Source organism: Streptomyces sp. NPDC027672 (genome assembly GCF_055566335.1).
On sequence record NZ_JBVHSO010000001.1, the window covers coordinates 171,210 to 192,969 of the forward strand.

At 73.5% G+C, this 21,760-nt stretch carries 18 protein-coding genes; 13 read left to right on the forward strand and 5 right to left on the reverse strand.

Going from position 1 to position 21,760, the window contains the following annotated elements; translation table 11 throughout:
* The first annotated feature begins 140 nt into the window (after window positions 1–140).
* From ACZ4SV_RS00715 to ACZ4SV_RS00730, 4 genes are all read left to right on the forward strand, one after another.
* Window positions 141–773 (forward strand): AIM24 family protein, encoded by a 633-nt coding sequence (locus tag ACZ4SV_RS00715; protein ID WP_397971877.1) that lies wholly within the window; start codon window positions 141–143, stop codon window positions 771–773.
* A 1-nt stretch (window position 774) separates the two neighbouring features.
* Complete coding sequence (locus tag ACZ4SV_RS00720) at window positions 775–1,425, forward strand: AIM24 family protein (protein ID WP_365872144.1); 651 nt, start codon at window positions 775–777, stop codon at window positions 1,423–1,425.
* Window positions 1,422–2,231 carry an AIM24 family protein gene (locus ACZ4SV_RS00725; protein WP_468000402.1) on the forward strand — a complete coding sequence of 270 codons (810 nt, stop codon included), beginning with the start codon at window positions 1,422–1,424 and terminating at the stop codon, window positions 2,229–2,231. The genes ACZ4SV_RS00720 and ACZ4SV_RS00725 overlap by 4 nt, the downstream gene beginning before the upstream one ends.
* Before the next feature lie 92 nt (window positions 2,232–2,323).
* Window positions 2,324–2,800: a MarR family winged helix-turn-helix transcriptional regulator gene (locus ACZ4SV_RS00730; protein WP_468000404.1), complete on the forward strand. Its 477-nt coding sequence runs from the start codon at window positions 2,324–2,326 to the stop codon at window positions 2,798–2,800.
* Between the two features lie 718 nt (window positions 2,801–3,518).
* Here the strand turns inward: ACZ4SV_RS00730 and meaB are convergent.
* On the reverse strand, window positions 3,519–4,475 hold the full coding sequence (gene meaB, locus ACZ4SV_RS00735; protein ID WP_365872138.1) for a methylmalonyl Co-A mutase-associated GTPase MeaB: 957 nt from the start codon (window positions 4,473–4,475) through the stop codon (window positions 3,519–3,521).
* Between the two features lie 64 nt (window positions 4,476–4,539).
* A complete protein-coding gene (locus tag ACZ4SV_RS00740; protein ID WP_397943596.1) occupies window positions 4,540–5,739 on the reverse strand; it encodes an acetyl-CoA C-acetyltransferase in 1,200 nt (399 codons plus the stop codon).
* Window positions 5,740–5,889: 150 nt separating this feature from the next.
* On the opposite strand from ACZ4SV_RS00740, the gene mce reads away from it, so the two are divergent.
* From mce to ACZ4SV_RS00775, 7 genes are all read left to right on the forward strand, one after another.
* Window positions 5,890–6,330: a methylmalonyl-CoA epimerase gene (mce, locus tag ACZ4SV_RS00745; RefSeq protein ID WP_468000407.1), complete on the forward strand. Its 441-nt coding sequence runs from the start codon at window positions 5,890–5,892 to the stop codon at window positions 6,328–6,330.
* A 205-nt stretch (window positions 6,331–6,535) separates the two neighbouring features.
* Window positions 6,536–10,537: a polarized growth protein Scy gene (gene scy / locus ACZ4SV_RS00750; protein ID WP_468000409.1), complete on the forward strand. Its 4,002-nt coding sequence runs from the start codon at window positions 6,536–6,538 to the stop codon at window positions 10,535–10,537.
* 188 nt (window positions 10,538–10,725) lie between these two features.
* Complete coding sequence (locus ACZ4SV_RS00755; RefSeq protein WP_365872130.1) at window positions 10,726–11,661, forward strand: coiled-coil domain-containing protein; 936 nt, start codon at window positions 10,726–10,728, stop codon at window positions 11,659–11,661.
* A 79-nt stretch (window positions 11,662–11,740) separates the two neighbouring features.
* The gene (locus ACZ4SV_RS00760) at window positions 11,741–12,694 is read left to right on the forward strand and encodes an ATP-binding cassette domain-containing protein (RefSeq protein WP_468000412.1); all 954 of its coding nucleotides are present in this window, start codon (window positions 11,741–11,743) and stop codon (window positions 12,692–12,694) included.
* 2 nt (window positions 12,695–12,696) lie between these two features.
* Complete coding sequence (locus ACZ4SV_RS00765; RefSeq protein ID WP_468000414.1) at window positions 12,697–13,470, forward strand: ABC transporter permease; 774 nt, start codon at window positions 12,697–12,699, stop codon at window positions 13,468–13,470.
* 131 nt (window positions 13,471–13,601) lie between these two features.
* Entirely contained in the window at window positions 13,602–14,996 is a 1,395-nt protein-coding gene (locus ACZ4SV_RS00770) for an ABC transporter ATP-binding protein (protein WP_468000416.1), read from the forward strand.
* Window positions 14,993–15,877 carry an ABC transporter permease gene (locus tag ACZ4SV_RS00775; protein WP_365872122.1) on the forward strand — a complete coding sequence of 295 codons (885 nt, stop codon included), beginning with the start codon at window positions 14,993–14,995 and terminating at the stop codon, window positions 15,875–15,877. Before ACZ4SV_RS00770 ends, ACZ4SV_RS00775 begins: the two co-directional genes overlap by 4 nt.
* Window positions 15,878–15,886: 9 nt before the next feature.
* On the opposite strand, the gene ACZ4SV_RS00780 is transcribed toward ACZ4SV_RS00775, so the two are convergent.
* Window positions 15,887–16,219 carry an ATP/GTP-binding protein gene (locus ACZ4SV_RS00780; protein ID WP_468000418.1) on the reverse strand — a complete coding sequence of 111 codons (333 nt, stop codon included), beginning with the start codon at window positions 16,217–16,219 and terminating at the stop codon, window positions 15,887–15,889.
* 222 nt (window positions 16,220–16,441) lie between these two features.
* Between ACZ4SV_RS00780 and ACZ4SV_RS00785 the strand changes: the two genes are divergently transcribed.
* The gene (locus ACZ4SV_RS00785) at window positions 16,442–17,470 is read left to right on the forward strand and encodes an LLM class flavin-dependent oxidoreductase (RefSeq protein ID WP_397943582.1); all 1,029 of its coding nucleotides are present in this window, start codon (window positions 16,442–16,444) and stop codon (window positions 17,468–17,470) included.
* A gap of 109 nt (window positions 17,471–17,579) precedes the next feature.
* Here the strand turns inward: ACZ4SV_RS00785 and ACZ4SV_RS00790 are convergent, their stop codons facing one another.
* Window positions 17,580–17,972: an SCO5389 family protein gene (locus ACZ4SV_RS00790; RefSeq protein WP_020942287.1), complete on the reverse strand. Its 393-nt coding sequence runs from the start codon at window positions 17,970–17,972 to the stop codon at window positions 17,580–17,582.
* A gap of 275 nt (window positions 17,973–18,247) precedes the next feature.
* On the opposite strand from ACZ4SV_RS00790, the gene nucS reads away from it, so the two are divergent.
* Window positions 18,248–18,919, forward strand: a complete 672-nt coding sequence (nucS, locus tag ACZ4SV_RS00795) for an endonuclease NucS (RefSeq protein ID WP_397943580.1) — start codon at window positions 18,248–18,250, stop codon at window positions 18,917–18,919.
* 67 nt (window positions 18,920–18,986) lie between these two features.
* Here nucS and ACZ4SV_RS00800 read toward each other — a convergent pair whose 3' ends face one another.
* The gene (locus ACZ4SV_RS00800) at window positions 18,987–21,608 is read right to left on the reverse strand and encodes an ATP-binding protein (protein WP_468000421.1); all 2,622 of its coding nucleotides are present in this window, start codon (window positions 21,606–21,608) and stop codon (window positions 18,987–18,989) included.
* Window positions 21,609–21,760: the final 152 nt, after the last annotated feature.

Below are 21,760 nucleotides of genomic sequence, written 5' to 3' on the forward strand. Positions count from 1 at the left end.
GTGCAGCCGATTTTGTGAACGCACGCACAAGCGTTCCCCCATTGTGGCAAACGGCGCCCCTAGGGGTCCGCTCAGGGTGGGTTTCCACCCCTGGGCCCTGTTCCGCCCACCCGCGGCGCCGCTACGTTCCCAGGGTGGCGATGTTCCGACTCCAGGGCAGCAAGGTGCTCGCCGTCGACATGACCGGGGACGCCGTGAAGGCGAAGAACGGCTCGATGGTCGCGTACGACGGGCGGATGACCTTCAAGAAACTGAGCGGCGGCGGCGAGGGGCTGCGCGGGATGGTGACCCGGCGGCTCACCGGCGAGCAGATGACGGTGATGGAGGTGAAAGGGCACGGGACGTGCTGGTTCGCGGACCGGGCGACGGAGATCACCCTGGTCGGCCTCCAGGGGGACAAGCTCTGCGTGGAGGCGGGCAACCTGCTGGTGACGGACGCGGGCCTGCGGACGGGGACGACGTTCACGGGGCTGCGCGGCGCCTCGCAGGGCAACGGCCTGTTCACGACGACCGTGGAGGGCCACGGGCAGGCGGCGATCGTCTCCGACGGCCCGGCGGTCGTGCTCCGGGTCACCCCGCAGTACCCGCTGACCGTCGACCCGGGCGCCTACGTCGCGCACCAGGGCGATGTCCGGCAGTCCTTCCAGTCCGGCGTGACGTTCCGCACGCTGCTCGGCGAGGGCGGCGGCGAGGCCTTCCAGATCCGCTTCGAGGGCGACGGGCTGGTGTACGTGCAGCCGAGCGAGCGGAACACGATCGCGGGGGACGTGTGAGATGACCTTCCGGGAGATCAACTCCAAGATGGTGGAGGCGACCGTGGCGCCGGGTCAGCGGCTGTACAGCCAGCGCGGCGCGATGCTGGCCTACCGGGGGGAGGTGTCCTTCACGCCCAACGTGCAGGGCGGCCAGGGCGGGCTGATGTCCATGATCGGGCGCCGGGTGGCCGGCGAGGCGACCCCGCTGATGACCGTCGAGGGCAGCGGCACGGTGTTCTTCGGGCACGGCGGCCACCACGTCCAGGTGATCACCCTCTCCGGAGACACGCTGTACGTCGAGGCCGACCGGCTGCTCGCCTTCGAGGGCACCCTGCGGCAGGGCACGGTGTTCCTGGGCGCCCAGGGCGGGGTCATGGGCCTGGTACGCGGGCAGGTCACCGGGCAGGGCCTGTTCACGACGACCCTCCAGGGCCACGGCGCGGCGGCCGTGATGGCGCACGGCGGCGTCTTCGAGATCCCCGTCACCCCGCAGCGCCCGGTCCACGTCGACCCGCAGGCGTACGTCGCGCACCACGGCGACCTCCGCAACCGGCTCTCCACCGCGCTCGGCTGGCGCGAGATGGTGGGCCGCGGCTCCGGGGAGGCGTTCCAACTGGAGCTGAGCGGCGACGGCACGGTCTACGTCCAGGCGTCGGAGGAGAAACTGTGAGCACGTACGCGGCCCCGGGGGCCGGACCGGTCTGGTACGACCCGATGACGCTGCCCGCCGACGACAACGTGAACCCGTACACGTTCTGTGTGGCGCTGAAGAGCGGGCAGTGGTTCCTGCAGAAGGGGAAGATGATCGCCTACTACGGGGCGATCGAGTTCAACGGCATCGGGCTCGGGCGGCTCGACCGGCTCGTCCGCACGTCGTTCCATTCGCCACTGCACGCGAGCGACTGGGTGGTGGCGGAGGGTTCCGGGAAGATGCTGCTGGCCGACCGGGCCTTCGACGTCAACTCCTTCGACCTGGACGACGGGAACTTGACCATTCGCGCGGGCAATCTGCTCGCTTTTCAGCCAAGTCTCACGCTCAAACAGTCGATCGTGCCGGGATTTCTGACCCTTCTCGGAACCGGCACCTTCGTGGCCGCATCCAACGGTCCGGTGGTGTTCATGGAACCCCCGATCCGGGTCGACCCGCAGGCCCTCGTCGGGTGGGCCGACTGCCCGTCTCCGTGCCATCACTACGACCATGGTTATCTGACGGGTGTACTGGGCGGTCTACGTGCGATGACGGGCTTCGGCGGGGTATCCGGCGAGGAGCACCAGTTCGAGTTCGCGGGCGCCGGGACGGTGCTGCTGCAGTCGACGGAGATCCTCATGGACGAGGTGGCGACCGGGGCGGTTCCGCCCGGACCGGGCACGCCCGGAGGTGGCGGAACGACACCGGTCGGACACGGTCCGCAATCGTCGGGCGCACCGCGCCTTCCCGGACAGCTGGGAGACCTCCCGCGTCGCTTCGGGCTGTGAGCGGTAGTCTGCGGAGTGTGACATCGAACGCGTGCGCACAGTCACACCACCCGAAGTAGTTCGTCATTCAACTTCTTAGGTAGACTTCATTCATGGAGACCGAGACGGCCACGCGCTGGCTGACCGATGCGGAGCAGTGCGCCTGGCGCACCCACCTGGAGGTCAACAGGCTGTTGACGTACCAGCTGGAAAAGGATCTGCAGCCCTTCGGCCTGACAATGAACGACTACGAGATCCTGGTGAACCTGTCCGAGTCGGACGACGTACGGATGCGCATGAGCGATCTGGCGTCCGCGACCCTGCAGTCCAAGAGCCGGCTCTCACACCAGATCACCCGCATGGAGAACGCGAACCTGGTGCGGCGCGAGAACTGCGACACGGACCGGCGGGGGCTGTACACCGTGCTCACGGAGCACGGCATGGAGACGATGCGGAAGGTCGCGCCGCACCACGTGGCCTCCGTGCGGCGGCACTTCATCGACCTGCTGTCACCGGACGCGCTGATGGAACTGGACAAGGCCCTGAGGCCGGTCGCCGAACACCTCAGAGGCCAACGCGGACGTTCCTGAACCACAGCCGACGGCAGCGAGCCGCAGGCTCGCCTGTAGGCGCTCGCGGGATGCCTCCGCTGGGGGCGTCCCCGGCGCCCGGCGGTGATGCCTGGGCGCGGAGAACTCGGGGTCGTACGCCGCCAGCGGCGGCCCCGGCCCGCAGGGTGCAGCAGCCCGGCCGCGGGCTCGCGCGGCGGCGCTCGCGGGATACCCCCACCGAAGGGGCGTCCGGCGCCCGCCGAGTGCCGCCTCGGCGCGGAGCACTCGGGGGCGTACACCGGCAGCGGCGGTCCCGGCCCGCAGGGTGCAGCAGCCCGGCCGCGGGCTCGCCTGCCGGCGCTCGCGGGGTGCCCCCGTCGAGGGGGCGTCCCCGGCACCCGCCGGTGCCGCCTGGGCCCGGGGCCGTACACCCGCCGGGGCCGCCAGGGCGGGACGGCGTGGAAGGGGACAGCGGGCGGTCGACCGGCAGCCCCGCTGTTCGGCGCTGCGTCGGCCCGTGTCCCCGTCTGGGTGTGGGTGTGCTTCGCCGGCCTCGCGTCGGCCGGGAGGCGTCGGGGCGGGAACGTACCCGGGAGGGCCGGCCCGCCAGTGCGGCGCCACAGGCCGCGGGCCCCAGGCCCCGGGGCCTGGCCGGCCGTTCCCGTCGTAGCCCGAAGGCGGGCGGGAATGGGCAGACGGGCTTCATGGGCCCGGTGAAGGTGCGCCCGGCTCTCCTGGGCGCCGGTGGCTGCGGGGCTCAGCCCTGTGTCAGGCCCGTGATCAGTTCGTCCGCTGCGCGGTACGGGTCCAGTTCGCCGGCGACGATCCGCTCGGCGAGCGCGCCGAGGCGGCGGTCGCCGTGCAGGTCGCCGATGCGTTCGCGCAGCGCGGTGACGGCGATGGTCTCCACCTCGCGGGCCGCGCGCGCCGCGCGCCGCTCGGCGAGGACGCCCCGCTCCTCCATCCAGGCCCGGTGCTTCTCCAGGGCCTCCACGACCTCGTCGATGCCTTCCGCGCGGGCCGCGACCGTCTTGACGATGGGCGGCCGCCAGTCGCCGGGTCCGCGGGACTCGCCCAGGCCGAGCATGTGGTTCAGCTCGCGGGCCGTGGCGTCGGCGCCGTCCCGGTCGGCCTTGTTGACCACGTACACGTCGCCGATCTCCAGGATGCCCGCCTTCGCCGCCTGGATGCCGTCGCCCATGCCCGGGGCGAGCAGCACCACGCTGGTGTCGGCCTGGGAGGCGATCTCGACCTCCGACTGGCCGACGCCGACCGTCTCGACCAGGATCACGTCGCAGCCCGCCGCGTCCAGCACCCGGATGGCCTGCGGCGCCGCCCAGGCCAGGCCGCCCAGGTGGCCGCGGGTGGCCATCGAGCGGATGTAGACGCCGGGGTCGGAGGCGTGGTCCGCCATCCGGACCCGGTCGCCGAGCAGGGCGCCGCCGGAGAACGGCGAGGAGGGGTCGACGGCCAGGACGCCGACCCGCCGGCCCTGCTTGCGGTAGGCGGTGACCAGCGCGGAGGTGGAGGTCGACTTGCCGACGCCGGGCGAGCCGGTCAGACCCACCACATAGGCGTTGCCGGTCAGCGGCGCCAGCGCCGCCATGACCTCCCGTAGCTGCGGTGACGCCCCCTCCACCAGGGAGATCAGCCGGGCCACGGCCCGCGGCCGGCCTTCCCTGGCCTGGGCCACCAGAGAGGAGACGTCCTGCATCACAGCTCCGTTCACTTCACCGACGTAACCGGGAAGGGGCCGTCCCGCGACGGCCCCGCGGGGTTCAGGCCTTCGGGACGCGCACGATCAGCGCGTCACCCTGGCCGCCGCCGCCGCACAGCGCCGCCGCGCCGACACCGCCGCCACGCCGCTTCAGCTCCAGCGCCAAGTGGAGCACGAGCCGGGCGCCGGACATGCCGATCGGGTGGCCGAGCGCGATGGCGCCGCCGTTGACGTTCACCTTTTCCGTGGAAACGCCGAGGTCCTTCATTGACTGCACGGCGACCGCCGCGAACGCCTCGTTGATCTCGATGAGATCGAGGTCGGCGACGTCCAGGCCCTCCTTCTTCAGGGCGTGGCGGATGGCGTTGGACGGCTGCGACTGGAGCGAGTTGTCCGGTCCGGCCACATTGCCGTGCGCGCCGATCTCGGCGAGCCAGTCCAGGCCCAGCTCCTCGGCCTTGGCCTTGCTCATCACGACCACGGCGGCGGCGCCGTCGGAGATCTGCGAGGAGGAGCCGGCGGTGATCGTGCCGTCCTTGGCGAAGGCCGGGCGCAGCCTGGCCAGGGACTCCGCGGTGGTGTCGCCGCGGATGCCCTCGTCCTTGCTGAACAGCACCGGGTCGCCCTTGCGCTGCGGGATCTCCACCGGCGTGATCTCGGCCTCGAACAGGCCGTTCTTCTGGGCGGCGGCGGCCCGCTGGTGGGACAGGGCGGCGATCTCGTCCTGCGGGGCGCGGCCGATGCCGAGGCGGGTGTTGTGCTTTTCGGTGGACTCACCCATCGGGATGTTCTCCCACGGGTCGGTCAGGCCGTCGTAGGCCATCGCGTCGAGCATCTCCACCGCGCCGTACTTGAAGCCCTCGCGGGACTTCGGCAGCAGGTGCGGGGCGTTGGTCATGGACTCCTGGCCGCCCGCCACGACGATGTCGAACTCGCCGGCGCGGATCAGCTGGTCGGCCAGGGCGATGGCGTCGAGGCCGGAGAGGCACACCTTGTTGACGGTGAGCGCCGGGACGCTCATCGGGATGCCGGCCTTGACGGCGGCCTGGCGGGCCGGGATCTGTCCGGCGCCGGCCTGCAGCACCTGGCCCATGATCACGTACTGCACCTGGTCGCCGCCGATCCCCGCACGGTCGAGGGCGGCCTTGATCGCGAAACCGCCGAGGTCGGCTCCGGAGAAGGACTTCAGCGAGCCCAGCAGCCGCCCCATGGGCGTCCGGGCGCCCGCGACGATCACCGAGCTGGTCTTTCCAGAAGACATGAGGTGCGATCCCCTTCCAGCTGCGCCGCAGCCGAGGAGTGAACGAGGGTTTACTTCGAATGTACTGAGCGGTTGGACACGCCGTCACCGGGCTGTCGGTGTGATCGCGCGCACGTTGCGTAACCACCCCGGGAGCGCTGCACTGAATCCATGCTGACGCGAATCGACCACATCGGGATCGCCTGCCACGACCTCGACGCCACCGTCGAGTTCTACCGGGCGACATACGGCTTCGAGGTGTTCCACACCGAGGTCAACGAGGAGCAGGGCGTGCGCGAGGCCATGCTCAAGATCAACGGCACCTCGGACGGCGGCGCCTCCTACCTCCAGCTCCTGGAACCCGTCCGGGAGGACTCCACGGTCGCCAAGTGGCTGGCGAAGAACGGGGAGGGCGTCCACCACATCGCCTTCGGCACGGCGGACGTGGACGCCGACGCCGAGGAGATCCGCGGCAAGGGCGTGCGCGTGCTCTACGACGAGCCGCGGCGCGGCTCCATGGACTCGCGGATCACCTTCCTGCACCCCAAGGACTGCCACGGCGTCCTCACAGAACTGGTCACTTCGGCGCCTGTTGAGTCGCCCGAGCACTGACCGCCGTACATAAGGGCCGGTAGGGTTGGGGGCGGTCGTCCCCGAACCGGGACGACCGCATGCCGGGGTCCGGGTTTCGGGGGACGAGCGTCGGGGCAGCAGCCCGTGCTCCGCCGTTGATCTGACACCATTCCCCGGGGGCCCCGTCCGGCGAATGGGCGGAGCTCGTTGGAGAAGCTGACCAGGGGACGGATGGGACCGCGCAGTGCGGGGCTACGAGAGCCAGGAGCGAGAGCCGGCGGCTGACGTCGACCACCTCTCTCGGTTCGAGGCCGAGATGAAGCGGCTGAGGACCGAGCGGGAAAAGGCGATCCAGCACGCCGAGGACCTCGGCTACCAGGTCGAGGTGCTGCGCGCCAAGCTGCACGAGGCGCGCCGTACCCTCATGACCCGGCCCGCCTATGACGGCGGTGACATCGGCTACCAGGCCGAGCAGTTGCTCCGCAACGCCCAGATGCAGGCCGAGCAGCTACGCCAGGACGCCGAGCGGGAGCTGAGTCAGGCCCGCGCGCAGACGCAGCGCATCCTCCAGGAGCACGCCGAGCAGGCCGCGCGCCTCCAGGCCGAGCTGCACCAGGAGGCGGTGACCCGGCGCCAGCAGCTCGACCAGGAGCTGGCCGAGCGCCGCGCCACCGTCGAGTCGCACGTCAACGAGAACGTGGCCTGGGCCGAGCAGTTGCGCGCCCGTACCGAGCAGCAGGCGCGCCGGCTGCTGGACGAGTCCCGCGCGGAGGCCGAGCAGGCGATGGCCGCGGCCCGCACGGAGGCCGAGCGGCTGACCCGGCAGGCCCGGGAGCGGCTGCGCAGCGAGGCCGAGGCCGCCCGCACGGAGGCCGACCAGATCCTGCGCCGCGCCCGCGCGGACGCCGAGCGGCTGCTGAACGCGGCCTCCACGCAGGCCCAGGAGGCCACCGAGCACGCCGAGCGGCTGCGCTCCACCACCGTCACCGAGTCCGACTCCGCCCGCCGGCAGGCCGCCGAGCTGAGCCGGGCCGCCGGGGAGCGGATGGCGGCGGCCGAGGAGGCGCTGCGCAAGGCGCAGGCCGAGGCCGACAAGGTGGTCGCCGAGGCGAAGGAGGCCGCCGCCAAGGCCCTCGCCGGTGCCGAGGCCGCGGGCGAGGCGCGCACGCGCACCGCCAAGGAGCAGGTCGCCCGGCTGGTCGCGGAGGCCACCAAGGAGGCCGAGCACAGCCGGTCCGAGGCCGAGCAACTGGTCGCGGACGCCCGCGCCGAGGCCGAGAAGCTGGTCGCCGAGGCCGCCGAGAAGGCCCGCTCGATCACCGCCGAGGAGACCGCCACCCAGCTGTCCAAGGCGGCCAAGACCGCCGAGGACGTGCTCAACAAGGCGTCCGAGGACGCCCAGAAGACCACCCGGGCCGCCGCCGAGGAGGCCGAGCGGATCCGCTCGGAGGCCGAGGCCGAGGCGGACCGGCTGCGCGCCGAGGCGCACGACATCGCCGAGCAGCTCAAGGGCGCGGCGAAGGACGACACCAAGGAGTACCGGGCCAAGACGGTCGAGCTGCAGGAGGAGGCCCGCCGGCTGCGCGGCGAGGCCGAGCAACTGCGCGCCGACGCGGTCGCCGAGGGCGAGTCGATCCGTGCCGAGGCCCGCCGGGAGGCCGTCGCGCAGATCGAGGAGGCGGCCAGGTCCGCCGAAGAGCTGCTGGCCAAGGCCAAGGCCGACGCCGATGAGCTGCGGCAGAGCGCGACCGCCGACAGCGAGAAGGTCCGCACCGAGGCCATCGAGCGGGCCACCGGTCTGCGCCGGCAGGCCGAGGAGACCCTGGAGCGCACCCGCGAGGAGGCCGAGCGGCTGCGCGCCGAGGCCGCCGAGCGGGCCGAGACGGTCCGCGCGGACGCCGAGAAGGCCGCGCGGGAACTGCGCGAGGAGACCGAGAAGGCCGTCGAGGCCCGCCGAGCCGAGACCGCCGAGGAGGCGGCACGGCTCCAGACGGAGGCGCAGGACCGGCTGGCCGCGGCCGAGCAGGCGCTGGCCGACGCCCGCGAGGAGGCCGCCCGGATCCGCCGGGAGACCGCCGAGGAGGCCGAGCGGCTGCGCACCGAGGCCGCCGAGCGGATCCGGGTGCTCCAGCAGCAGGCCGAGGCCGAGGCCGAGCGGCTGCGCACCGAGGCCGCGTCCGACGCGTCCGCCTCCCGCGCCGAGGGCGAGGCTCTCGCCGTACGGCTGCGCTCGGAGGCCGCCGCCGAGGCCGAGCGGCTCAAGGCGGAGGCCCAGGACAGCGCCGACCGGATGCGCGCGGAGGCCCAGGCGGCCGCCGAGCGGCTGGGCGCCGAGGCGTCGGAGACGCTGGCCGCCGCGCAGGAGGAGGCCGCCCGGCGCCGCCGCGAGGCCGAGGAACTGCTCGGCGCCGCCCGCGAGGAGGCCGGCCAGGAGCGGCAGCGGGCCCGCGAGCAGAGCGAGGAGCTGCTGGCCGCCGCCCGTACCCGGGTGGAGGAGGCGCAGGCCGAGGCGACCCGGCTGGTGGCGGAGGCCGACCGGCGCGCCACCGAGATGGTCGCCGCCGCCGAGCAGCACGCCCAGCAGGTCCGGGACTCCGTCGCCGGGCTGCACGAGCAGGCGCAGGAGGAGATCGCCGGGTTGCGCTCGGCCGCCGAGCACGCGGCGGACCGGACGCGGCGGGAGGCCGAGGAGCAGGCGGACCGGGTCCGTGGCGACGCCTACGCCGAGCGCGAGCGCGCGAGCGAGGACGCCTCCCGGATCCGGCGCGAGGCCAACGAGGAGTCCGAGGCCGCGAAGGCGCTGGCCGAGCGGACGATGGCGGACGCCATCGCCGAGGCCGAGCGGCTGCGCGCGGACGCGGGCGAGTACGCGCAGCGGGTGCGCACCGAGGCGTCGGACGCGCTCGCCGAGGCGGACCAGGCGGCGGCCCGTACCCGGGCGGACGCCCGCGAGGACGCCAACCGGATCCGCTCGGACGCGGCGACCCAGGCCGACACCCTCATCACCGAGGCCCGCAGCGAGGCCGAACGGCTGCAGAACGAGACGATCGCCGAGGCCGACCGGGTGCGCACGGAAGCGCTCACGGAGGCCGAGCGGCTCCGCACGGAGACCGCGGCCGAGGCCGAGCGGGTGCGTACCGAAGCGCTCGCGGAGGCGGAGCGGGTGCGCGCCGAGGCGGTGGCGGGCGCCGAGCAACTGCTCGGGGAGGCCACCGGCGAGGCCGAGCGGCTGCGGGCCGAGGCCGCCGAGACCGTGGGCAGCGCCCAGCAGCACGCCGAGCGGGTGCGGGCGGAGGCCGAGCGGCTCAAGGCGGACGCGGAGGCCGAGGCCGACCGGGTCGTCGGCGCCGCGCGCGGAGAGGCCGAGCGGACCTTGGACGAGGCGCGCAAGGAGGCCAACAAGCGGCGTTCGGAGGCGGCCGAGCAGGTCGACACGCTGCTGACGAAGACCACGGCGGAGGCCGACAAGCTGCTCGCCGAGGCACGGGCGCAGGCGCGCAAGGCCACGGCGGACGCCGAGTCGCAGGCCGACACCATGGTGGGCGCGGCCCGCAGCGAGGCCGAGCGGATCGTCGCCGAGGCGACCATCGAGGGCAACTCGCTGGTGGAGAAGTCGCGTACGGACGCGGACGAGCTGCTGGTGGGCGCCCGCCGGGACGCGACCGCGATCCGGGAGCGCGCGGAGGAGCTGCGCGACCGGGTCACCACCGAGATCGAGGAGCTGCACGAGCGGGCCCGCCGCGAGGCCGCCGAGACGATGAAGTCCACCGGCGACCGCTGTGACGCGCTCATCAAGGCCGCCGAGGAGCAGTTGGCGAAGGCCGAGGCGAAGGCCAAGGAGCTGGTCTCGGAGGCCGACTCCGAGGCGGGCAAGGTGCGGATCGCCGCGGTGAAGAAGGCCGAGGGGCTGCTCAAGGAGGCCGAGCAGAAGAAGGCCAGCGTGGTCAAGGAGGCCGAGCAGCTCAAGGCGGAGGCCGCCCGCGAGGCCCGCCGCACGGTCGAGGAGGCCGAGGAGCTGAAGGCGGAGGCGATCCGCGAGGCCCGTCGTACGGTGGAGGAGGGCAAGCGGGAGCTGGAGATCCTGATGCGCCGGCGCCAGGACATCAACACCGAGATCTCGCGGGTGCAGGATGTCCTGGAAGCGCTGGAGTCCTTCGAGGCGCCGGCGTCCGGCAAGGACGGCGGGGTCAAGGCGGGCGCCACCGTGGGAGCCCCACGAACGGGTGGCAAGTCGTCAGACGGCTAGCGGGAGAGGCGGGTTGAGGTGTCTTCTGGAGTCTTTGCCCGTCTCCTTGTGCAAGCCGTCCGGGGGGCAGCCACCCAAAAGGGGTGTCATTCTCCGGATCAAACACGTATCCGCTCGATGACACACCGCTTCGGCCCCTAGGATTTGCTCTATCACCTCACTCACCGGTCTCATTCGACAGGAACCCCATGAGCGACACTTCCCCCTACGGCTTCGAGCTTGTGCGGCGTGGATACGACCGCGCTCAGGTGGACGAACGTATCTCCAAGCTGGTCTCCGACCGTGACAGCGCGCTGGCCCGTATCACCGCCCTGGAGAAGCGCATCGAGGAGCTGCACCTCGAAACGCAGAACGCCCAGGCGCAGATCACGGACGCCGAGCCGTCGTACGCCGGTCTCGGCGCGCGGGTCGAGAAGATCCTGCGGCTGGCCGAGGAAGAGGCCAAGGAGCTGCGCGAGGAGGCCCGGCGGGCGGCCGAGCAGCACCGCGACCTCGCCGAGTCCGCGGCCCAGCAGGTCCGCAACGACGCCGAGTCGTACGCGGCGGAGCGCAAGGCCAAGGCCGAGGACGAGGGCGTCCGGATCGTAGAGAAGGCCCAGGCCGACGCGACGCAGCTGCGCTCGGAGGCGCAGAAGGACGCGCAGTCCAAGCGCGAGGAGGCGGACGCCCTCTTCGAGGAGACCCGCGCCAAGGCCGCGCAGGCCGCCGCCGACTTCGAGACCAACCTGGCCAAGCGGCGCGAGCAGTCCGAGCGCGACCTGGCCTCCCGTCAGCAGAAGGCCGAGAAGCGCCTCGCGGAGATCGAGCACCGCGCCGAGCAACTCCGCCTGGAGGCGGAGAAGCTGCGCACCGACGCCGAGCGCCGGGCCCGCCAGACGGTGGAGACCGCCCAGCGGCAGGCCGAGGACATCGTGGCCGACGCCAACGCCAAGGCGGACCGCATCCGTTCGGAGTCCGAGCGGGAGCTGGCGGCGCTCACCAACCGCCGCGACAGCATCAACGCGCAGCTGACGAACGTCCGCGAGATGCTCGCCACGCTGACCGGTGCCGCGGTGGCCGCGGCGGGCACGTCGAGCGACGACGAGCCGGTCTCCCGGGGCGTCCCGGCGCAGCAGACCCGGTAGCACCCGCGGGTTCGCCGGATGGCCGAAGCCCCCTGCCGCTCCGGTGGCAGGGGGCTTCGCCGCGTCCTAGCGTGGCCGCATGATCGAGCTGACGGGGCTGACCAAGCGGTACGGCGAGAAGGTGGCGGTGGACCGCCTCACCTGCACCGTCAGGCCGGGCGTGGTGACGGGGTTCCTCGGGCCCAACGGCGCCGGGAAGTCCACGACGATGCGGATGATCCTCGGTCTGGACCGGCCCACCGCCGGCGCCGTCCGTATCGACGGCAGGCCCTACGACCGGCTGCGCGACCCGCTGCGCTACGTCGGCGCACTGCTGGACGCGAAGGCGGTGCACGGCGGCCGGAGCGCCTACCACCATCTGCTGTGGCTCGCGCAGAGCAACGGCATCCCCGAGCGCCGGGTGGGCGAGGTGCTGGAGACCGTAGGGCTCACCGCCGTCGCGCGGAAGAAGGCCAAGGGGTTCTCGTACGGCATGGGGCAGCGGCTGGGGATCGCCGCCGCGCTGCTCGGGGACCCGCGGATCCTGATGTTCGACGAGCCGGGGAACGGGCTGGACCCGGAGGGCATCCACTGGATCCGGAACCTCATGCGGTCGCTGGCGGCGCAGGGCCGGACGGTGTTCGTCTCCAGCCATCTGATGAGCGAGATGGCGCTGACGGCCGAGCACCTGGTGGTGATCGGGCAGGGCCGGCTGCTGGCGGACACCTCGATGGCCGATTTCATCCGGGCGAACTCGCGGTCGTACCTGCGCATCCGCTCCCCGCAGCGCGAGCGGCTGCTCGACGCGCTGCACCAGGCCGGGATCACGGTCGTGGCGGCGGGTGACGGGGCGCTGGAGGTGGAGGGCGGCAAGGCCGAGCAGATCGGCGAGCTGGCCGCGCGGAACGGGATCGTGCTGCACGAGCTGAGCCCGCGGCAGGCATCGCTGGAGGAGGCGTTCATGCGGTTGACGGCACAGACGGTCGAGTACCACGCGCAGGCCGGGCCGGCTCCCGCCGGGCAGGACTGGGGCACCGGCTGGAAGGGGGTCTGACCATGGCGGCCGTACAGGTCCTGCGGTCCGAATGGACCAAGATCCGGTCGGTGGCGTCGACGATGTGGACGCTGTCGCTGGCCGTGGTGGTCACCGTGGCCCTCGGCACGCTGATCTCCGCGCTGGCCAACAGCCAGTACGCGAACATGCCCCTGCGGGAGCGGCTGTCGTTCGACCCCACGGTGATCAGTTTCGCGGGCATGACCCTCGGCCAGCTCGCGATGACCGTGTTCGGGGTGCTGGTCGTCTCCACCGAGTACAGCACCGGCACGATCCGGGTCTCGCTGGCCGCCGTGCCGCGGCGCGGCGCCTTCCTCTTCGGCAAGGTCGCGGTGGCCGCGGTGCTCGCGCTCGCCGCCGGCCTGGTGACCTCCTTCGCCGCGTTCTTCCTCGGCCAGGCCGCGCTGGGTCCCCACCGGGCCGCCCTCGGCGATCCGGGTGTGCTGCGCGCGGTGCTCGGCGGCGGGCTGTACATGACGCTGATCGCGGTGTTCTCCCTGGGCGTCGCCGCGATGCTGCGCTCGCCGCTGCTGTCCCTCGGCATCCTGATGCCGTTCTTCTTCCTGATCTCCAACGTCCTCGGCAACGTCGACGCCACCAAGAAGATCGGCCGGTTCCTGCCCGACCAGGCCGGCAGCCGGATCATGCAGGTGGTCCCTCGTATGGGTGATGACACGCCGTACGGCCCGTGGACCGGGCTCGGCATCATGGCGCTGTGGGTGCTCGCCGCGCTGGCGGGCGGCTACGTCCTCCTCAAGCGCCGGGACGCCCAGTAGCCGCGGCCGTCACGGCCGGTGACGGCCCGGCTTTACCCTCTCTTGGGCGGAACCGTCAGCGCCTGGATATCCTCCTAACCCTTACGGGGGCGTGTGCCCCGCTGTCCTGAACCTTTCGATGGGTGCGGAGCATGATCGAGGCTGTCGGCCTGACCAAGCGCTACGGCGACAAGACCGCCGTGTACAACCTTTCCTTCCAGGTACGGCCGGGAGCCGTGACCGGCTTCCTCGGGCCGAACGGCTCGGGCAAGTCCACGACGATGCGGATGATCCTCGGCCTGGACAATCCCACGTCGGGGTCGGTCACCATCGGCGGCTATCCGTACCGCAAGCTGCCCAACGCCCCCCGGCAGGTCGGCGCGCTGCTCGACGCCAAGGCCGTGCACGGGGGCCGCAGCGCCCGCAACCATCTGCTGAGCCTCGCCCAGCTCTCCGGCATCCCGGCCCGGCGGGTGGACGAGGTGCTCGGGGTCGTCGGTCTGCAGGGCGTGGCGAGGAAGCGGTCCAAGGGCTTCTCGCTCGGCATGGGCCAGCGCCTCGGCATCGCCGCCGCGCTGCTCGGCGACCCGAAGGTGCTGCTCTTCGACGAGCCGGTCAACGGCCTCGACCCCGAGGGCATCCTCTGGGTCCGCAATCTGATGAAGGCCCTGGCGGCCGAGGGCCGCACGGTCTTCGTCTCCTCCCATCTGATGAGCGAGATGGCGCTGACCGCCGACCACCTCATCGTCATCGGGCGCGGACAGCTCCTCGCCGACATGAGCGTGACGGAGTTCATCTCGGCGAACTCGGCCGACTTCGCCCGGGTGCGCACGCCCGACACCGAGCCGCAGCTACGCGAGAAGCTGACCTCCGCGCTCACCGAGGCGGGCGGGCACGTGCTGCCCGAGCAGGACGGCGCGCTGCGGGTGACCGGGCTGCCGCTGCCCCGCATCAGCGACCTCGCGCACGAGGCGGACGTCCGGCTGTGGGAGCTGTCCCCGCACCAGGCCTCGCTGGAGGAGGCGTACATGCGGATGACGCAGGGCGCCGTGGACTACCGCTCGACCGTGGACCAGAAGGCGGGCCTCCAGCAGCCGCTGCCGCCCGGCGCCCAGCCGCCGGTGCCGGTGCCCGGCCAGGGCCAGCCCGGCTGGTACGCCCCGCCGCCGCCCCAGCAGGGCGGCCTGCCCTTCACGGCCCCGGGCGCGGGCCCGTACGGCGGCGCCCCGGCGAACGGGTACGGCGCTCCGGGCCCGGTGCCGGGCGTGGCGCCGGGTACGGCGGGTACGGCTCCGGGGGCGGCCAACCCGTACGCCCAGCCGGCCGGCCAGGCCCCGCAGCCCGCGCAGGCGCCCGCCGCCCCGGCCCCGGCGCAGTCCCTGGCCAAGGAGACTCCGGCGGCCCCCGCGGACACCGCGGCCCCGGCCGCCCCGCCCGCGCCCCGGCAGCCACCCGCCGCCGCTCCCCCGGCGCCCGCCGCCGGCCCGGCCGCCGCCGCCCCTGCCCCTGCCTCCGCCGACCAGAACCAGCCCGAGGACGCCCGATGAGCACCCAGCAGCCCCCGATGCCGCAGGCCCCCGCAGCCCAGCCGCACTGGCAGGCGGCGCCCGGCGGGCCGTACCCCGGCTACACCTCGCCCATCCCCGTCGTGCGCACCCACCTCGGGCACGCGCTGGCCTCCGAGTGGACGAAGATCAGGTCGGTGCGCTCCACGATGTGGACGCTCGGCGTGTTCGTGCTGCTCGTCGTCGGCATCGGCCTGCTGGCCGGCGCGCTGGTCGAGGCCAACTCCGAGTCCACCAGCCTGGACGGCGAGAACCCGCTGTCGTTCGGCTTCTTCGGACTGCTCCTCGGCAGCATCTGCATCATCACGCTGGGCGTGCTGACCACGGCCTCCGAGTACGGCACGGGCATGATCCGCACGACGATGACCGCCTGCCCCAGCCGGGCCCGGGTGCTCGCCGCCAAGTCGATCGTGTTCTTCGCCGTCGCCTTCGCCTTCACCCTGGTCACGTCCGGCTTCGTGGCCATGGTCCAGGTGTCCATGCTGGAGAGCGCCGGCGCCCGCACGCCGAGCGGCGCGGAGTGGCTCAAGGCCACCGTCGGCATCAGCCTGCACATCGCGCTGCTCGGGCTGCTCTCGCTGCTCATCGGCTCGGTCATCCGGCACTCCGCGGGCGCCATCACCATCATGATCGGCGTGCTGCTCGCCCCGCTGGTGCTCGCGCTGTTCATGGTGGCGGAGTCGCTGCAGAAGCTGCGCGACTGGCTGTTCGAGTACTCGATCCCGAACCAGTTGAGCGTCTTCTACTCCAACTCGCTGTCGGAGTCCGGGCCGTCCGGCTGGGACCCACTGTGGATCATGCTGGGTCTGACGGCGGTGGTGTACGCGGGCGCGTACGCGCTGCTGCGCAGCCGGGACGTGTAGCCGTACGGCTCAGAACCTCGGCGCGTTACGGGACCGCCGCACCGGTGTGGTGCGGCGGTCCTTCGCGTTCCAGCACGCCTTGTGCCAGTGCCGGCGGTCGTCGACGCCCGTGTACTCCGGCCAGGCCACCACGTGCGGGACCCCGGAGGGGATCAGCTGGTCGCAGCCCGGGCAGCGGTAGGTCTTGCCCTGCGCGCCGGCCCCGGCGACATGCCGCACGCTCCAGTCCTCGCCCCGCCAGCTCTCCGTGGACTGCCACCCGCCGTACCGGCCGGCATGGTCGTCCTCGGCGCTCCGGCCCGACGATCCGGCTGTCTTCGGTCGGTTGCGGCGCGGGGACACGGGACACCTCTCGGGGCTGTACGGGGAGCATGGCCTGCATCCAGCCTACGCGCCGCCGCGCGGGGTACGGGTACGGAACCAACCCCCACAAGTCCCCCTCCAGGGCGACCCATTCTGCAGACAATCCGCAAATCTCCTCAGGGCAGCGTGTCCTGCGCACGTGTCGGTCGGTTATGCCCGGTGGGGGAACTCCGAGCCGGAGGCAAGGAAGCAGGAAACGCGATGCACGTCGGAACTTTTGTGCTGGCCGCCCAGTTCCCGGGCCAGGGCCCGGCGGAGGCCCTGCACCGGGCGGTCCGCTCGGCGGAGGTCACCGAGCAGGCCGGGCTGGACGCGGTATGGCTGGCCGAGCACCACTTCGTGCCCTACGGCACCTGCCCGTCCGCGGTCACCCTGGCCGCGCTGCTGCTCGGGCGCACCCACCGCATCCAGGTCGGCACCGCGGTCAGTGTCCTGCCGACCGCGCACCCGGTCGCCCTCGGCGAGCAGGCCGCGCTGCTGCACCTGACCAGCGGCGGACGGTTCACGCTGGGCGTCGGGCGCGGCGGTCCCTGGGTGGACCTGGAGGTGTTCGGCGCGGGCCTGGAGGCGTACGAACGCGGGTTCCCGGAGTCACTCGATCTGCTGCTGCGCTGGCTGGCCGAGCCGGCCGTGGGCGCCGCCGGCGAGCGGTACTCCTTCCGCGAGGTGCCGGTCGTACCCCGCCCCGCGGAGGCCCTGTCGGACCGTCCGGGCCCCGAGGTCGTGCTCGCCTGCACCTCGCCGGCGAGCGTCCGGCTGGCCGCCGAGCGCGGACTGCCGATGCTGCTCGGCATGCACGTCGGGGACGAGGAGAAGGCCGAGATGGTCGCCCTGTGGCGGCGCTGCGCGCGCGCCGCGGGCCGGCCGGCCGAGGAGATCGCGGGCGCCGCCCACGTCTCGGCCGGGGTGTGCCAGCTCGCCGACCGGCGCACCGACGCGGCCGAGACCCTGCTGAAGTCGATGCCGGGCTGGCTGCGGCAGGGCCTCGCCGCGCATGTGACGGTGGACGGACGGGCGCGCGCCATGCGCGACCCGCACGCCTACACCGAACTGCTCTGCGGGCTGCACCCGGTGGGCACCCCGCAGCTCGCCGCCGACCGGCTCGCGGCCACCTCGGAGCGCACGGGCATCTCCCGCTTCGCCCTCCTGGTGGAGGGCTCGGGCGACCTCGCCGCCACCGAGGAGAACCTGCGGCGGCTCGGCGCCGAGGTGCTGCCCCGGCTCCGCTGACGCGCTGCGCCGCGGGAGCCGCCGGGGAGTCTGCCGCCCCGACGACCTATGCACCTCCCCCAGGGGGAGCGGCAGACCGACGGCTCCCCGGCCCGGTCCCGGCCGGGCGTCAGCAGTCCCGGAACTCCGGCGACTGGTTGAGCAGCTGGCTGCGCACCGAGGTGAACCGGGCCAGCGTCTCGTCCACCGAGGCGTCCAGCGGGAACACCGCCACGCGGTGGCAGTTCTGGAAGGCCAGCCGCACACCGAAGTGCCGCTGCAGCGCGCCGCGTATCGCGTCACTCGCGAGCGCACGCAGTAGCTGACCGCGTGCCTGCTCGTCCGGCGGGGGCGTCTGGTTGTCGGCGAAGGATCCGCCGTCCACCTTCAGCTGGGCCACCAGGGAGCTGATCATCTCCCATGCGTAGGGCAGGGAGGTCCGGACGCAGTCGACGAATGCTGCTTCGTCGACCTCGCCTCGCTCGGCCTGTTCGAGTAGGGCCGGTGAGACGTCGAGCGACATGGGTTCTCCTCTCGCACCCCCGAAGCGCAGGGGTTGCCGGACAGATGAGGGAGGCCGCGCTGGCGAACACGCTCGGTACAGGGGCCGCAACCTCCCGTCCCTACGGTAGGCAACGGTCGGTGACCACACCAGCAGAACGCGTATATGGAACGGTCTGCTCATGCTCACTATCGGCCAGGGATGAACAAGAGTTTCCAGGGACAATTGGGGCGATCCCCAGGGAGCGGGATGGGCGGATCGCGTCCACCGGGGCGCGTCGAGTAGCGTTGCCGACCATGCGTCTCGTCATTGCCCGATGCTCGGTCGACTACGCCGGCCGGCTCACCGCCCACCTGCCCTCGGCTCCGCGACTGATCCTGGTCAAGGCGGACGGCAGCGTCTCCATCCACGCCGACGACCGGGCCTACAAGCCGCTCAACTGGATGTCGCCGCCCTGCACGCTGAAGGAGGGTGCGGGCGAGGACGCGGGCGTGTGGACCGTCGTCAACAAGGCGGGCGAGAAACTGATCATCACGATGGAGGAGATCCTCCACGACTCCTCGCACGAACTCGGCGTGGATCCCGGTCTGATCAAGGACGGCGTGGAAGCGCACCTTCAGGAGCTGCTCGCCGACCGCATCGAGACCCTGGGCGAGGGCTACACGCTCATCCGCCGCGAGTACATGACGGCCATCGGCCCGGTGGACATCCTGTGCCGGGACGCGGACGGCGGGACGGTCGCGGTCGAGATCAAGCGCCGGGGCGAGATCGACGGCGTGGAGCAACTCACGCGCTACCTCGACCTGTTGAACCGCGACCCGCATCTCGCGCCGGTCCGCGGTGTGTTCGCCGCGCAGGAGATCAAGCCCCAGGCCCGCGTCCTCGCCACCGACCGGGGCATCGACTGCCAGATCCTGGACTACAACGCCCTGCGCGGCATCGAGGACGACAAGCTCCGCCTGTTCTGATCCCGGCGACCCCGGCCCGGCGGCACCGGACCGCCCTCGGGCCGTCGGGTGCCGCCGGGTCCCCGGCTCACATCACGGTGTGCGTCGCTCCCGGCGCCGGCTGGGAGGCCGACGCGCTGCTCGACGTCTCGCCGGTGGTGCCGGCCGTCGTCGTGCCGTCGGTGTCGCCGGAGGTCGTGCCGCCCCCGGGGTCGCCCGAGGTGCCGCCGTCCGCCGTGCCGCCGTCCGCGGTCCCGCCGGAGGGGTCGCCGTCCGTGCCGGTGGTGCCGCCCGTGCCCGTGGTGCCGCCGGTGCCGGTGGAGCCGCCGGTGTCCGTGGAGGTGCCGCCCGAGGGCTCGCCCGACGTGCCGCCGGTCTCGGTCCCGCCGGTGGTGCCGCCCGTCGAGCCGGTGGAGCCTCCGCCGCCGCTGCCGGTCGAGCCGCCGGCCGTGCCTCCCGTCGTACCGCCGGTGGACGGGCCGCCCGTTCCGCCCGGTGCGGGCGAGGTCGACGGCGAACCGGAGGGCTTGCCCCCGCCGGACGGCTCGGCGCTCTCCGAGGGGCGGGCCGTGCCGGCCGGCGGGACGGGGTCGTCCGCCGTGCCGTAGGTGCCGTCGGGCCCGGGTGAGGTGGGCCGCCCGCCGGCCGAGCCGGTGGCGTCGCCGTCGGCCGGGTCCGTCCCCGTGTCCCCGGTGTCCGGGCTCTGGCTCGCGGACGGGTTGGCGTCGGCCTTTTCGGCCGGGTCGGGGCCGGTGTGGTCGGAGGACGTCATGCCGAGCGTGACGACCGTGCCGAGCACGGCGGCCAGCAGGGCGCCGGCGCCGGCCGCCACCAGGTTGCGCCGGGCCAGGCGGCGCAGGCCCCCGGCGCGGACCGCGGGCCGGGCAGGGGTCCGCGGAGTGACCAGGGTGTCGTCCAGGGCGCCGTGGGGCACCGGGTCCGGCACCGGTGCCGGCTCGGCGGGCCGGGCCGGCACCGGCCGCCCGGCCGCCGGCACCGGCGGTCCCGGCACCTCGCCGGAGCGGTCGGCGAGCAGTGCCAGCGCGCGCCGGCCGGCCACCGTGCCCCGCTTGTCGGCGAGGGCGCCGCGCAGTCCGTTCGACGCCTCCAGTTCGGCGCGGGCCCGGTCGAGCTGCCCGGTGCACAGCGCGAGGATGCCCAACTCGTGGTGGAAATAGGCTTGTTCGGGTACCTCGCCGGCCAGCCGGGAGGCTTCCGCGCCGGAGCGCAGGGCCCGTTCCCAGGCGCTCCAGTGGCCTCCGGCGGCGAAGGCGGGCGCGGCCGTGCGGGCCAGCCGGACCGCGCCGCTGTCCTCGCCCTCGCCGGGCGGCGCCGTGCGCGGGACGACGGCGGCGAGCGCGGCCAGGACCGCGTCGGCCTCCGCGCAGACCCGTTCCGGGGTGACCGAGGCGTGCCCGGCCCACCAGGCGTAGTGCCGGGCGGCGGTGAGGGCGTGCTCGGCGGCGTCGTCGGCGTACCCGGCGGCCTCAAGCTGGGTCTGCACGCCGGCGGCGAGCCGGTGGCGGGAGCCGACCGGGGAGACGAGGCCGCAGGCGGCCAGCTCGCCGAGGGCGGCGTCGGCGTGGGTGTCGCCGACCAGGGCGGGCAGATGCGCCGGGTGGGGCAGCTCGCCGCCGAGGGCGACCGCGAAGCGGAGCGCGGCGCGGGCGGCGTGCGTGAGCCGGGAGGCGAGCAGCGGGGCCGGGGCGGCGGCCTCGCCGAGGGAGGGCAGCGGGACGTCCTCCTCCAGGTCCACCGGCAGGTCCGCGGGCCGGCGTACGTCCTCGAAGACGCCGTACTCGTCCACCGCGCCGGCGCCGGCCCGCAGTTCGTCGCGCTGCCGCAGCAGGGCGCCGGCCTGGACGAACCGCAGCGGCAGGCCCTCGGACTCGAACCACAGGTCGCCGGCCCAGTTGGCCTCCTCCTCGGTGAGCGTCCGGCCGGCGGTCCGCTCCAGGATCTCCACGCCGGCGGCGCGGTCGAGCCCGGCGAGGAAGACCTCTTCCACGTCCGATCCGGCGGACGGCGCGGGCACGTCCGGGGTGGCGGCGAACAGGAAGGCGCACTCGGGGGTGGCGTCGAGCAGGCCGTCCAGGGCGGCGCCGCCGAACTCCAGGTCGTCCAGGACGACGACCGCGCCGATCTCGCGGACCAGCTCGCCCAGTTCGCCGGGGCCGGGACGCAGGCCGGGGGCGTCGTAGACGGTGTGGAACAGCTCGTGCAGGAGGTCGCCGGCGGTCCGGCGGAAGCCGTTCAGCCGGACCACGCCGTCCGGGGCGAGGTCGAGGCAGTCCTCGGCGACCAGGTCGAGCAGGGCGGTACGGCCGGAGCCGGACGGTCCGGTGAGGCGGACGGAGCGGCCGCGGGCGAGCAGCCGGACCAGGCGTTCGCGTTCCTCCCGGCGGGCCGGCAGGTCGGGGGCGGCCGGGGCGGGGCCGGCGGGCGCGGGCGGCCGGGCGGCGCGCTCGGCCTCGGCGCGGTCGGCGGCGGTGCGCTTGGCGGGCCTGCCGGGGCGGCCGGCCGGCGGGCGGGGTTCGATCTCGCTGCCGTCGACCGGATTGACGGTTAGCTGGAGGTCGCCGCACAGGAGCTGGGCCATGCGGGCGGGCGCGGCCGTGCCGGGGGCGAGGTCGGAGGTCAGGGAGTCCCGGGGCGGACGGCGGCCGTGCGCCCGGCCGTGCTCGTCGGGTCCCTGGTTGATCGGGTCCATGGGTTGCAGCTCCCCAAAAGCGTCGTGTGCCCGTGTTGCGGCCCTCCCGGCCTTGTCGCACACCGCGCTGTCGCTTCTGGTCCGGGCCCGCTCGGTCGAGGGTTGCGAGGTGGCGGGCGACCGCACCTTAAACCGTCGCACGGTCTCTTCGA